We start from the raw sequence: 14,455 nt of genomic DNA, 5'->3' as shown, positions 1-14,455 counted from the left end.
TATTTCTTTAAAAGTCAAACATAGAGAAATTATTTTGCGTACCTTGCTCAATTTCATCTACTAAATTATATTGAATTTCTTCATCATAATCGTTACGCAACTCGATAATATAATCAAAATCATCCAATGTGTATTCTGACTGACTCACAAATACGTCAGGATGTTCCACAACTTTCGTTGCAGGTAATCTCATAATTTCACGAACAAGCTGCCAATGCCTTTCGTTAGCACGCTTTGTTGACACGATTCCATCTAAGATAAAAATATTGTCGTCGCTATACTCATCTTCAATCAATTGACTACGAACAGTTTGCTTAATAAGAGTAGATGATACAAATAACCATCTTTTATTTGCACAAACACTTGCGGCAACAATGGATTCTGTTTTTCCGACACGAGGCATTCCTCGTATCCCGATTAGTTTATGACCTTCTTTTTTCATTATTTCAGCCATAAAGTCTACAAGTAACCCTAATTCATCACGTACAAATCGAAATGTCTTCTTATCATCTGCATCTCGTTGTATGTACCTACCATGTCTAACCGCTAGCTTATCTCTTAGCTTTGGCGGACGATATTTCGTTACCGTTATGTTATCCATCGTATTTAAAATTGATTCAAGTCTAGAGATTTGCTCTTGATTATCACACATAAGGAGTAATCCACGTCGTGCATTATCTACACCATTAATTGTGACAATATTAATGCCGAGCATACCGATTAACGAAGAAACGTCACCAAGCAAGCCAGGTCGGTTTTTATGTATTTCATATTCAAAATACCATTCAATCATCCAAGATCACTCCCCTTGCTTACTTTACACCTACGTACTATATTATATGATTTCACCTTAATAGGGAAGCTAAATGTATAATCTATCCCGTTCAATTATTATACAAAAAAAATAGAGAGGAGAATCTCCTCTCTATTTTTTACTTATGCTGTACAAACTTCACCATTAAGTTTGCGATTGTATGTTGCTCTTGTTCATCAGCAACTTTCCAAAGCTCAGACAATAATTTCTCTTGATCGTTGCGCGCTTCTACTTCATTTGCTAAATAATCTCCAACACGAAATGCCATATCTGATACAGCACCACCATCAAGACCTTTTCCTGATGCCTGTTCTAAACGTTCTCCTAAAAAGCTCTTCCATTGATCAAAATTATCTAAAACTGACATGTGTAAGCACCTCACTACTTAGTAATAGAATCATGCTTAATTTGTACAGTTTTTCATTTTTTATGTAAGAAATTTTTAGCAATGCCAACCACCATTTACTCCGATAATTTGTCCAGTTATGTAAGATGCTCCTGGTGATACGAGGAATGACACTGTTTTCGCTACCTCTTCTGGTAGTCCCAACCTGCCTAACGGGATCTCTTCAGCAATTTCATTCTTATCCTCTTCTGAAAATACTTGTAACATTTCCGTTTCAATTGCACCTGGCGCCACCGCGTTAACCCTTAATCCACTTAATGAAACTTCTTTCGCTAAAGCTTTCACATATGAATTTTGTGCACCTTTCACCATCGAGTAAAGCACTTCACATGATGCGCCGATTTGGCCCCATATAGAAGAAACAAGTACAATATTACCACTTCTCCGCTGAATCATAGATGGCAGCGCCCTTGATAATAATTTATAGATACTCTTCACTTGAAGTTCTACCATATAATTCAATTCATCGTTCGTTACATCTGTTACGAGTCCAAAGATACTCTTCCCAGCTGCATATACGATAACATCAAGAGGATGTTCAATTTGTTCCCACAACTGCTCTGCCCCATCAGTAGAAGCTAAATTCGCTTGAACAGGAATCACTTCACCCCATTCTTTCTGCAACTCGTTCACTTTCTCTTCACCGTTATTATAATGAACATATACTGTATATCCATCTTGAATTAATTGTTTTGAAATAGCAGAGCCAATCCCTCCGCTTCCTCCAGTTACTAATGCATACTTTTTCATACAATTCCTCTCTTATCTCAACAAAATCTTTCTCCTATAAATAATACCCTCATCTTACAATTTATCAATGATAAGATGAGGGTATTATTATGAAATCTTTTATTTTTTCGGTAAAACTTGACAAACACTCATTTTCTCTTCTGATAATAATAATTTGGCTACTTCTTGTAAATCTTGAACAGTTAAACTTTCTAATACAGTCAATGCCTCAAACAGACTAGATTCATTAAACGCATATCGTGTAAATTGATTTGCAATATATTCCGGCGAATTCAACGAGCGTAAAAAGCCACCTATTTTCTTTTTCTTTACTCGTTCTAATGCCACCTCATCTAATTGATCATAATTTGTATTTAGTAAAATGCTTTTCAAACGCTCTTCCAGCTCATCAGGTTGCTTCGTATCGCCGCCAACCATTGCAAAACCGAAGTTATTCTCTTCCGTATAATCATACGAGAACGAATCATCAATAAGACCTTCATTATATAAAGATTCGTAATGAACGGAGCTTTTCCCAAATAAATAATCTAAAAGTAACGTAAGCGCAATTTCTTGTTTTAAAAGGGCTTTCCCTTTTTCTTTTAAATTTGTCGCTTTAATACCAACTAAACATTTCGGTGTTTGTACAGGCATGGAAATAATTTTCTTCTTTTCATTTACCTCATCTGGTTCTTCTTCAAATGAACGTATAATTTCTGGCTGGTTTTTATAATCTTTTTTCGCTTGATTTTCACGTACTAAATCCATTGTTTTCTCTGGATCAATTGCCCCCACAACGAACAATAACATATTGCTCGGATGATAAAATGTTTCATAACATTCATATAATAAGTCTTTCGTAATTTTACTAATAGACTCGATTGTCCCTGCAATATCAATTTTAATTGGGTGCTTTACAAACAAGCTATCAATTAATCCAAAGTATAAGCGCCAATCTGGATTATCTTGATACATTTGAATTTCTTGCCCAATAATCCCCTTCTCTTTTTCAACTGTTTTTTCAGAGAAGTAAGGCTCTTGTACGAAGTTTAACAATGTATTTAAATTTTGTTCTACATTTGATGTACATGAAAACAGGTAGGCTGTTCTTGTGAAAGATGTGAAAGCATTTGCTGATGCTCCTTGTTTACTAAACAATTGGAAAGCATCGTGATCTTCTTTTTCAAATAATTTATGTTCAAGAAAATGAGCAATTCCATCAGGCACACGAACCATTTCTTCTTTACCTAGTGGTACGAATGTATTATCCATAGAACCATATTTTGTCGTAAACGTTGCAAATGTTTTATTAAATCCTTGCTTTGGTAAAATATATACATCTAATCCATTAGGAAGTTTTTCATAATAGAGTGTCTCTTTTAATTGCTCATAAACAATTTTCTCCATTTATTCTCCCTCCGTTCCATGTAAAAAGTAAATTGTATCTAGTTCAATATTTTTAGCAACTTTCACAATCTCTTCTTTCGTCACACTTTCAATACCTGAAAGCCATTCTTCAACCGGACGCGTACGGTCTGAAATAATACCATGATACAGCATTTCCACAAATCCGCGCGGTGTATCAATCGCTTCTAATATTTGATTTTGAATGACACTTTTCGTTTGATGCATCTCTTCTTCAGAAAAATCACCATTTTGCATCGCCAACATTTGTTCTTTAATAATCTCAACAGCTTTTTCATAATTTTTCGCTTCGATCCCTGACATGACAAACAATAAGCCTTTATGACTTTCAAAGCGGGATGCCGCATAGTACGCTAAACTATTTTTTTCACGAACGTTAACGAATAACTTCGAATGAGAAAATCCTCCAAACAATCCATTGAACAATTGTAGCGCAAAATAATCTTCGTCTTTATACGTAATAAACGTACGATAACCAATGTGTAATTTACTTTGTTTTAATTCTTGTTTTTCAACAACTTCTTTTTCTTCATTATTTCTCTTATGAAGAAGTACATTTCTTTCTCTCGCAGGACGCGCTGAAATAGAAAAATACTTACTTACAAGATCCACTGCGTTTTCTGAAATATCACCAATAATGTATAGATCCATTTCATCTTCTGCTAACACTTTTTGATAATATTGATACAAACTTTCATTTGTAATAGAAGAAACAATCTCTTTTTTCCCATGTGCACTTAAACGATACGGTTCTACTTTGCACATTTCTTCAATTAAACGCTCGTTTGCATAGCGCATTTTATCATCGTACGTAGCTTCAATTCGTTGCAAGAGCGCTCTCTTTTCACTTTCTACGATAGAAGGTAAAAAACCATTCCCCTCTGTTGCTGGATGTAAAACGATATCCGATAACATAGAAAGCGCTTTTTCAAATAGCGGTGGTGCATCATGTAAATATACTTCATTTGCAATGTCTACATAAATAGAGATAATATGGTCTTCTCCTTTTTTACTTACATCTACTGCCAAAGAAGATCCGTATAATTCTTCTAAATATTGACGAAGACGAATTACAGAAGGAAGCTTTTCTGTCGCACTTTGCAATACGTATGGCAATAGGGCACGCTCTGTCACCGTCTCTTCATTTAAAGGTGCTTTAAAACGAAATACAAAAGTATTTGTTTTATATTTATCAGTCGGGATAATATGTACTCGCAAACCACCTAACTCATGTAACCGTTGTTCCATTAGTTTCATTTATAGCCCTCCTTTACGTATATAGGAATATTCCTCTTCAATATACAGTTTTTAGAAATAAAAAATCAACTTTTCTTCCTCACTATACTTACATGAGGCTCTTTCTAAAAACTGTCATATGTAAGGAACATCGTAAAATTCCGTATTACATATAGTCTATGTAAAAAAGCCCGCACTAATGTGCGAGCTTTTTTATACTTATCGTTTTCCTTTTTCATACGGCGTTCCTAACGCTTTCGGAGCTTCAGAACGACCTACAAAACCAACAAGTGCTAATATTGTGAATACATACGGTAATATCGTTAAAAATACACTTGGAATTTCCTTTAGTACCGGAATCGTACCACCTGTTATTCCAAGTGATTGAGCAAATCCGAAGAACAGAGCCGCTCCAAGAGCACCGAGTGGATTCCATTTACCGAAAATCATAGCTGCTAGCGCTAAGAAACCTTGTCCAGTAATTGTAGCACCTGAGAAGTTACCAGAAATCGACATAGCGAAGACCGCTCCCCCAACCCCTGCAAACATTCCAGATATAGCAACTGCAATATAACGCATTTTATATACATTAATACCCATCGTATCTGCTGCCATTGGATGTTCACCAACCGCACGAAGACGAAGACCGAACGGCGTTTTATAAATGACATACCAAACGACAAACGCTAAAATAATAGCAATATACGATGTTAACGGTACATTTGAGAAAAAGATTTTTCCGATTACCGGAATATCCGAAAGACCCGGAACATCGATTTTTTCAATACGATATTGAATGAAATCAGTTTGTCCTTTGCCAAAGATTTTCTTAATCGCAAATACCGTTAAACCAAGAGCTAAGAAATTAATCGCTACCCCGCTCACTACTTGATCCGCACGGAATGTAATGGATGCTACCGCATGAAGAAGTGCAAATAACCCACTACCAATTGCTGCAAATAATAGAGCTATCCAAGGAGTCATCGCTCCCCACGTATCACCCATTAATAACGTTGTAACGATACCAGTAAATGCACCAAATAACATTAAACCTTCTAACGCTATATTTACAACCCCAGAACGTTCACTAAACACTCCACCTAACGCCGTAAAAATAAGTGGCGCTGCCGTATATAACGTACCCGTCACAAGAATGGCTAAAATATCTAAAAAGCTCATTTATTTCCCCTCCTTGCTCATGCGTGTAAGTGCCCAGCGTAAAACATAACTGCACGCTACAAAGAAAATAATACATGCAATAATAACGTTAATTAACTCAGAAGGTACATCTGCTTCAAAATTCATTTGTGGGGCTGCACTTTTCAAACCACCGAACAGTAAAGCCGCTAATAATATACCAAACGGATTATTCCCCCCAAGTAGAGCTACCGCAATCCCATCAAATCCGATACCAGTAAACGAAGACATCGCTGTCATGTTTTGGAATGTACCAAGCCCTTCCATAGCACCACCAATCCCTGCAAATGCACCCGCAATCGTCATAGATAGTACAACATTTCGAGAAACTTTCATCCCCGCATACTGAGAAGCATGTTGATTAAATCCAACAGATTTCAATTCGTATCCCAATGTCGTTCTGTCCAATAAGAACCACATAATAATTGCTACTAATATCGCTACGACAATCCCCCAGTGCAAACGAGAACCATCTGTTAAAGAAGATAACCATTCAGAAGATAAAGAAGCACTAGATTTTATATCATATGACTTCTCATTCGCCTCATGTAAAAAGCGTTTAATTAAATCATACGTCACGTAAAGTGCAATATAATTCATCATAATCGTTACGATTACTTCATTTACTTTAAATTTCCCTTTCAAATATCCCGGGATAAATCCCCATAGCCCACCAGCTATTGCCGCTACTAAAATTGACAACGGAATATGTAAAATTGTCGGTAATGATACTGCATATCCAAACCAAACAGCAGCAAGCCACCCGACTAATAACTGTCCTTCTACTCCGATGTTAAAAAGGCCTGTACGGAATGCAAATGCTACAGAAAGTCCTGCTAATACAAGCGGAATCATCGTACGTAATGTTTCACCAATTGCTTGTGGATTTCCAACCATTCCTTCCCAAAGCGCTGCATACCCAACAATTGGATCATATCCACTAAATAACATTACAATGGCACCAACAAGTAAACCAAAAATAACGGATAATACAGGAACTAAAATATTAATTGTTCGCTCCGTTAAAAATTTTTTAGCCATTTGTATTCACCTTCTCTTTCTCCGTTCCGCCAGCCATCAACAAACCAAGCTGTTGTTCATTTGTTTCTTTCGCATCAACAATTGCTACAATTTCCCCTTCATATATAACAGCAACTCGATCACTTACATTTAAAATTTCATCCAGTTCTAGCGATAGAAGCAATACTGCTTTTCCCTTATCTCTTTGCTCGATTAATTTTTTATGAATAAATTCAATCGCACCTACATCTAAACCACGTGTTGGCTGTGCCGCAATTAATAAATCTGGATTACGATCCACTTCACGTGCGATAATTGCCTTCTGCTGGTTTCCACCAGATAGTGCACGAGTTAATGTGTGTTCACCAGGTGTACGCACATCAAACTGTTCAATAAGCGCTTTTGCTTTTTGTGTGATTTGACTAAAGTTTAAAATCCCTTTCTTTGAGAATGGATTTTTATAGTACGTTTGTAAAACTATATTATCTCTAACAGAAAAATCAAGCACAAGACCGTGTTTATGACGATCTTCTGGAATATGACCAATTCCTTCCTCTGTAATTCTTCGAACAGGCCAATTTGTTATTTCTTTTCCTTTAATTGCAATAGAACCTGACTCAACTTTTCGTAAACCAGTAATTGCCTCTATTAATTCACTTTGTCCATTTCCATCAATCCCTGCAATACCAACGATTTCTCCTGCACGAACAGTTAAGTCAAGGCCTTTTACAGCAGGTAATTGGCGTGCATCATGAACGAAAATATTCGAAACAGATAGAACCTCTTCTTTCGGTTTAGCCTCTATTTTTTCTGTTTTAAAATTCACTTGACGTCCGACCATTAATTCTGCAAGTTTATGTTCATTCATTTCCGCAACGTCAACTGTACCAATTCCTTTACCTTTACGAATGATTGTGCAACGATCGCAAACTTCCATAATTTCTTTCAATTTATGTGTAATAAGAACGATAGATTTTCCTTCTTGCACAAGCTTTTTCATAATTTGAATCAACTCGTGAATTTCTTGAGGAGTTAACACCGCAGTTGGTTCATCGAATATTAAAATCTCCGCACCACGATAAAGCGTTTTTAATATTTCAACCCTTTGCTGCATCCCAACCGAAATATCTTCAATCTTTGCATTTGGATCAACTGCTAAACCGTACTGTTCAGATAATTGTTTAATTTCTTTCGCAGCCTCTTCAACAGCAATTCTTCCTTTTTTCTTCGGCTCATTTCCAAGAATAATATTCTCTGTAACTGTAAAATTATGAACAAGCATAAAATGCTGATGGACCATCCCAATACCAAGGTCATTTGCTATATTCGGATTTGTAATTTTTACAGGTTTTCCTTTAATCTTAATTTCTCCCTGTTCTGGTTGATACAAACCGAACAGTACATTCATCAATGTTGATTTCCCTGCACCATTTTCTCCAAGTAAAGCGTGTATCTCTCCCTGTTTTACTTGCAGCGTAATATCATCATTCGCTACAATGCCTGGGAATACTTTTGTAATATTGTTCATCTCAATTACGTATTCCATTTTGTTCCTCCTTCTAGCAGGGAACACTCCCCAATTGCAGTCTATTAAAGGTATTTTTATATATACAAAGGTTAGTTCTAAGAACTAACCTTTGCTATTTCTCTATTATTATTTCTTTAGAGAAGCTTCATATGTTTTATATTCTTCGTCAGTTGCAGGTACTTTAATTTCACCGTCAGTGATTTTCTTCTCAAACTCTTCTACTTTTGTTAAGATTTCTGGATTTACTTTTTTCACATTGTCAGTAGTTTTCGCAATACCAATACCGTCATCTTTTAATCCGAACTCTTCTACTTTACCGCCTTTTAATTTACCATCTTTCGCTTCTTGTGCTACTTTTGCTACTGCAATATCAACACGTTTTACCATAGAAGTTAAAGTTACGTTTTCAGGCATACCTTCTTGATTTTGGTCACGGTCAACACCGATTACCCAAACGTTTTCACCTTTTTTCTTACGGTTTTTCGCTTCTGTGAATACACCGTTACCAGTTGCACCTGAAGCATGATAAATTACGTCAACTCCACCACCGTACATTGCTGAAGCTAATACAGATCCTTTTTCTGGTTTGTCAAATGCATCTGCATATTGCGCTACAATTTCGATATTTGGATTTACTGCTTTTGCACCAGCTTTGAAACCTGATTCAAACTTTGTAATTAATGGGCTCTTCACGCCGCCAACAAATCCAACTTTATTTGATTTTGTCGTCATTGCTGCTACAGCACCAACTAGGAATGAACCTTCATGGTCTTTAAATGTAATACTTGTTACATTCGGCTCTTTCACAACAGTATCTACAATAGCAAATTGCTCTTTCGGATATTGTTTTGCAACCTTTTCAATCGAGTCTTGCATTAAAAATCCAATTCCGAATGTTGTGTTATAATGATCTTTCGCAAATTTTGTTAAGTTCGGAATATAGTCTGCATCTTTACTTGATTGAAGATAACGATATCCTTCATTTTTCTTTAAATCGTTGTCTTTACCAAATTTCGTTAAACCTTCCCAAGCTGATTGGTTAAATGATTTATCATCAACGCCCCCAACATCTGTAACCATACCAACTTTGAACTCTTTTTTGTCGCTACTCGCTTTATCCGAGTTACCACACGCACCTAAAACCGCACTTGCTGCTAATGTTAATGATAATAAAAGACCTGTTTTTTTCTTCATACTAGAAACCCCTCCTAAAATTATATATATCTCTTTATTCTTACGCTGCTGTCCCTAACTTCTTGCTGTCACCTCCCTAAAATGGAACTTACCTACATACGTTTTCTTAATACGTGGAAGCTAAACTTATCAGCTCTAAAGTAATTGATAGAATATAAGATTGGCTCATCATTTTGATCATAGTGCATTTGTTTTAAAACTAGCAGTGCCGTTTCCGGTTCACATTCTAAAATCGGTGAAATTTTCGAATGATAGCCAATTGGCTCAATGTGAGCAACTGCGTATGTGATACGTTTGTGCGTATTGTTATGTATCACTGTAAGTAATGATTCTTCGTTGTATCCCGATAAATCTGGCAAGATTTCTTTTGCAAGTTTATCGATACAATATACAACAGGTTCCCCATCTGCTGTACGCACACGCTCAATCATTACGGCATTAAAACCGTCTTCACTATTAAACTTCTCTTTTTCTTCTTCTGTTAAACTTGTTGTAGATGATGATAAAAAGATAGTTCCTGGTGTTTTCCCCACACTAGAAATCATATCTGTAATACTAGAAAGTTGTTCAATCCCAGAAGAAAATAATGGCTTTGCATTTACAAATGTTCCTACACCATGTCTACGAATGACAACATTTTCTTCTTCTAAAATACGCAGCGCTTCCCTTAAAGTCGCCCTACTTACACCAAGTTCTTTCGCTAAATCAAACTCTGATGGTAACTTCTGTCTTTCTTTGTAAGCTCCATCTTTAATTTTTTCTTTGATGTGATCAATCACCCGTAAATATAGGTGACGACTATCGGATTTTACTGACATAAGACTCCCCCGCATTTCAATTATTCGACCTCTGATGTAAGACTTCTTTTCTCTTTTTTCAACTTACAACATAATAAAAATTGCTAAATACTAAAAATAAGCTTAATTGTCGAATAAATATTAATAATTTTTTAAGATTAAATTTTCACTCTTTACTGCATAAAAAAAACTTTGCACCATAAACATTCCTCATTTCGAGAAAAAGTTCGGCACAAAGATCTCTTACATCCTTTGTTACACACTTTTCCCCTCATAGTCCAGCAATTCATGGTTGCCGGGTAGAAACTTATGGACCTTATCTCCAAGATTATATGAGGCAGTGATTCTTTTCGAAGTAATCTTACCACTTGCTCCAATACGTGTCAACAAAATTTAACATTTTTCTACATTAAATATCGAACATTTATTAAAAACATAATCAAAGTATTCGTATTCTAAAGAATCACCTTAGATGTAAGCCCTTTCTTTATTGCTGAATATAGTATATAACAAAACTAGCATATAAAAAAGCCTAATTGTAAAAACAATTAGGCTTTTTTTATGAACTTTTTTCTTGTACATCATTAATGAGCACTTCTCGTGGTTTACTACCTTCATACGGACCTACTACACCATTCATTTCCATTGCATCAATTAAACGGGCAGCTCGCGTATAACCTACTCTAAACCTACGTTGCAACATAGAAACAGATGCTGTTTGCATTTCCACTACGAGCTGAACTGCTTCATCATATAATTCATCTTCTACTTCCTGCTTCGTATCCGGAACATCTTGTGGAATCATATCTTCTTGATATTGCGCTTTTTGCTGACCAATAACATACTCTACAACTCTCTCAACTTCATCATCGGATAAAAATGCACCTTGTACACGTACTGGCTTCGATGCACCAATTGGTATAAACAGCATATCTCCACGACCTAGCAGTTTCTCTGCACCACCACCGTCAAGAATTGTACGAGAGTCCGTTTGAGAAGATACCGCGAATGCAATACGTGATGGAATATTCGCTTTAATAACTCCCGTAATAACATCAACCGATGGACGCTGCGTCGCAATAATTAAATGAATACCAGCCGCACGAGCCATTTGTGCTAAACGCATAATCGCATCCTCTACATCTGATGAAGCAACCATCATTAAATCGGCTAACTCGTCCACTATTACTACAATATAAGGTAATTCCGGTTGTTTCGCTTCTGATTGACTATTATGTTCTTTAATATGATCATTATATCCTTCAATGTTACGCGTGCCACTATGAGCAAATAACTCATAACGTCGTTCCATTTCACTCACGACTTTTTTCAAAGCTTGTGATGCTTTTTTCGGATCAGTTACAACTGGTGTTAATAAATGCGGAACACCGTTATATACATTTAACTCTACCATTTTCGGATCAATCATCATTAATTTTACTTCATGTGGTTTTGCACGCATTAAAATACTAACAATAATACCATTAATACATACACTTTTCCCGCTACCTGTCGCACCAGCTACTAGTAAATGGGGCATTTTATTTAAACGGGCTAATACAGCTTCACCTGTAATATCTCGTCCAAGACCAATTAACAACTTCTCTTCCGGATGATTATTAGCCTTAGAATCAAGAACTTCTCTAAGCGTTACCATAGATACTTCTGAGTTCGGAACTTCAATCCCTACAGCTGATTTCCCGGGAATAGGTGCTTCAATACGAATGTCTTTCGCAGCTAAAGCAAGTGCTAAATCATCACTTAAACTAACGATTTTGCTTACCTTTACTCCCATATCAGGATACACTTCATATTTTGTAACTGCAGGACCTCTATGTACTTTTGTTACTTTCGCTTTCACTCCAAAACTTTGGAATGTACGTTCTAATTTACGAGCATTCTCATAAATTTCTGCATTTTCATTTGTAACTTGCTTATTCTTAGGAAATTTCAATATATCAAGTGTAGGAAGCTTGTAATCTTTATTTTCTACATTTGAAAATTGCATTGGCGGGGCACTTGTTTCCGCCTCTAAAGATTCTACAATCTTTTCTCCACGCTTTTTCTTAGATTCTTCAACAGGCGGAGCCTCTTCAATAGACGGTGAAGTTATTAACTCCGCTTCCTGTTCTTCGCTAATTCGTTTATTCTCTTCTTCATTTACAGGATAATTCTCAGTGAAATTCGAAATAATTGGAGGATCAATTGAGATTTCTTCCATCGGCTCAATAATCTCTTCTTGTTCTGCAGCACGTTTGCTCCTTGTGCTTCTCGTTGTTTTTTTCTTTTCTGTTTGTTCAGCCGTCCTTTTGGATCTCCAATCTTTATAATCCCCTTGCATTACTTCAAATTGACTTCTAAGGATTCTTCCTACAGGGGCAAGTACTTCTCCAATATGCTTATTTGTTATACAAAGTATGCCGAGAATCACTAAAATAATACCAATGATATAAGCTCCTACTTCGTCAAATAAAAAGTAACACGTCGCGAACATAAGCGCCCCAAACATACCACCGCCTAAATGAACGCTATCCGGCCCCTTTTTCATTTCAAGAAAGAAGTTATCTTTCGTACTCACAATAACAGAAGTATTTTGCACTGCTCCATCTTTCGTAAGAAGGTTAAATAATGTAATATGACTAAACATTAATATCGCCAATACTATTAAATAAAAACCAATTAACCGTTTATTTAAAAGGTTCGGCCATCCACGTTTGATAACAAACGAAACCGATAAAGCTATTACACCTAACACACCAATTATGTACCACTCACCAAAGAAGAAGCGAAAAAATAACACAAACGATTTCCCTACAACACCTAGCTGTAAAATCGTAATGATTGAAAGTGCAAAAAGAGTTAAACCGACGATTTCATAATACAAAGTTGGCTTTATCGTGCGTCTTGCTTTTGCCTTCGTCCCTCTTTGCTTTTGTTTTGCCATTTCTTCACCTCGTGTTCTACATGTAAGTAGGGCTTCCTTAAAAAAGCACTACTTATATGTCTGTTTTCTCTATTTTTTCAGGTCTTATATCTTCTATTTTTACACTTCTTGTAAATTGTTAAATAAACAGAAGAAAGCAGCCCTCTCATGGCTGCTCAACCGTCTTGTTTTTTATATTATACCATAGCTTCTAAACAAAATCCTTCTTTTTGCTAAAAGGTTATTTTCTGGCCGGGCTCAAACTCTAAGTAGTGTAGCGGATCCGTACTTAACACACGTACAATAGAATAACACCTATGTTCTTCTTCAGAAACCATTAATTCAACACCGTTTATATTTACAACTTTTTGGCTTTCACATTGCGAATAATCAGCTGGATATACAAGTTGCTCTGGCATAATTGTGTATAAAATCATTGTAACATTTTCCCTTCTGCACTATTATCCATGCGAGCATCTATTAATTCATTCAGCTTTCGAATCGCATTCCCAATACCACCGACATCATCTATAAGACCATATTTCACTGCATCGCCACCAATAACATTCGTCCCAATATCTCGCGTCAAATTCCCTTTCGCAAACATAAGTTCTTTAAAACGATCTTCGGTTACTTTCGAATGCTTCGTCACAAATCGAATGACTCTTTCTTGCATTTTATCTAAATACTCAAATGTTTGCGGCACACCTATAACAAGACCTGTTAGACGAATGGGATGAATTGTCATCGTCGCAGTTTCCGCAATAAATGAATAATCCGTAGAGACGGCGATTGGTACACCGATAGAATGCCCTCCGCCCAGAACAAGTGATACCGTTGGCTTTGAAAGCGAAGCTACCATCTCAGAAATTGCTAACCCTGCTTCAACGTCACCTCCGACCGTGTTTAATATTAAAAGCAAACCTTCAATTTTCGGATTTTGTTCTATCGCAACAATTTGCGGAATAATATGCTCATATTTTGTTGTTTTATTTTGCGGCGGCAACTGAACATGACCTTCCACCTGTCCAATGATTGTTAAACAATGAATACTCGATTCATTCATTTGTGGTACATTCGTTTGCCCTAGCTGTTGAATTTTTTCCACTATCGAGGCTTCTTTCCCAGTTTCTTTCGGCTCAGCCTCTTTCCCTTCATTTGTATAACGATCACGTTCTGTCATATC

At 36.3% G+C, this 14,455-nt stretch carries 13 protein-coding genes and 1 riboswitch; all 13 genes read right to left on the bottom strand.

All coding sequences use genetic code 11. From position 1 onward, the window contains the following. Positions 1 to 7: 7 nt before the first annotated feature. The 13 genes from DN389_RS10750 to tepA all read right to left on the bottom strand — a co-directional run bounded on the left by DN389_RS10750 (position 8) and on the right by tepA (position 14,452). Positions 8 to 793: a DUF3388 domain-containing protein gene (locus DN389_RS10750; protein WP_000574107.1), complete on the bottom strand. Its 786-nt coding sequence runs from the start codon at positions 791 to 793 to the stop codon at positions 8 to 10. A gap of 139 nt (positions 794 to 932) precedes the next feature. After that, a complete protein-coding gene (locus tag DN389_RS10745) occupies positions 933 to 1,181 on the bottom strand; it encodes a DUF3243 domain-containing protein (RefSeq protein WP_000114455.1) in 249 nt (82 codons plus the stop codon). A 75-nt stretch (positions 1,182 to 1,256) separates the two neighbouring features. After that, complete coding sequence (gene ymfI, locus DN389_RS10740) at positions 1,257 to 1,970, bottom strand: elongation factor P 5-aminopentanone reductase (RefSeq protein ID WP_000759593.1); 714 nt, start codon at positions 1,968 to 1,970, stop codon at positions 1,257 to 1,259. Positions 1,971 to 2,069: 99 nt separating this feature from the next. After that, positions 2,070 to 3,356 (bottom strand): EF-P 5-aminopentanol modification-associated protein YfmH, encoded by a 1,287-nt coding sequence (gene yfmH / locus DN389_RS10735; RefSeq protein ID WP_098190027.1) that lies wholly within the window; start codon positions 3,354 to 3,356, stop codon positions 2,070 to 2,072. Further along, positions 3,357 to 4,631, bottom strand: coding sequence for an EF-P 5-aminopentanol modification-associated protein YfmF (gene yfmF / locus DN389_RS10730; protein ID WP_098190026.1), 1,275 nt, complete (start codon positions 4,629 to 4,631; stop codon positions 3,357 to 3,359). A gap of 198 nt (positions 4,632 to 4,829) precedes the next feature. Next, positions 4,830 to 5,789 carry an ABC transporter permease gene (locus DN389_RS10725; RefSeq protein ID WP_000008847.1) on the bottom strand — a complete coding sequence of 320 codons (960 nt, stop codon included), beginning with the start codon at positions 5,787 to 5,789 and terminating at the stop codon, positions 4,830 to 4,832. After that, on the bottom strand, positions 5,790 to 6,848 hold the full coding sequence (locus DN389_RS10720; RefSeq protein WP_088122957.1) for an ABC transporter permease: 1,059 nt from the start codon (positions 6,846 to 6,848) through the stop codon (positions 5,790 to 5,792). Further along, positions 6,841 to 8,373, bottom strand: coding sequence for an ABC transporter ATP-binding protein (locus tag DN389_RS10715; protein ID WP_000456916.1), 1,533 nt, complete (start codon positions 8,371 to 8,373; stop codon positions 6,841 to 6,843). Before DN389_RS10715 ends, DN389_RS10720 begins: the two co-directional genes overlap by 8 nt. Before the next feature lie 108 nt (positions 8,374 to 8,481). Next, the gene (locus DN389_RS10710; protein ID WP_000730590.1) at positions 8,482 to 9,549 is read right to left on the bottom strand and encodes a BMP family lipoprotein; all 1,068 of its coding nucleotides are present in this window, start codon (positions 9,547 to 9,549) and stop codon (positions 8,482 to 8,484) included. A gap of 92 nt (positions 9,550 to 9,641) precedes the next feature. After that, a complete protein-coding gene (locus DN389_RS10705) occupies positions 9,642 to 10,367 on the bottom strand; it encodes a GntR family transcriptional regulator (protein WP_000114178.1) in 726 nt (241 codons plus the stop codon). A 233-nt stretch (positions 10,368 to 10,600) separates the two neighbouring features. Further along, positions 10,601 to 10,702: riboswitch (purine riboswitch) on the bottom strand. 203 nt (positions 10,703 to 10,905) lie between these two features. Then, positions 10,906 to 13,290: a DNA translocase FtsK gene (locus DN389_RS10695; protein ID WP_098190025.1), complete on the bottom strand. Its 2,385-nt coding sequence runs from the start codon at positions 13,288 to 13,290 to the stop codon at positions 10,906 to 10,908. Positions 13,291 to 13,502: 212 nt separating this feature from the next. Next, positions 13,503 to 13,706: a YlzJ-like family protein gene (locus DN389_RS10690; protein ID WP_000605028.1), complete on the bottom strand. Its 204-nt coding sequence runs from the start codon at positions 13,704 to 13,706 to the stop codon at positions 13,503 to 13,505. After that, entirely contained in the window at positions 13,703 to 14,452 is a 750-nt protein-coding gene (gene tepA, locus DN389_RS10685) for a translocation-enhancing protein TepA (protein ID WP_098802804.1), read from the bottom strand. Before tepA ends, DN389_RS10690 begins: the two co-directional genes overlap by 4 nt. Positions 14,453 to 14,455: the final 3 nt, after the last annotated feature.

Origin of the sequence: Bacillus sp. AY3-1 (genome assembly GCF_008368785.1) — a bacterium.
Taxonomy (GTDB): Bacteria; Bacillota; Bacilli; order Bacillales; family Bacillaceae_G; genus Bacillus_A; species Bacillus_A wiedmannii.
This window is presented reverse-complemented; position numbering and strand designations above follow the sequence as displayed.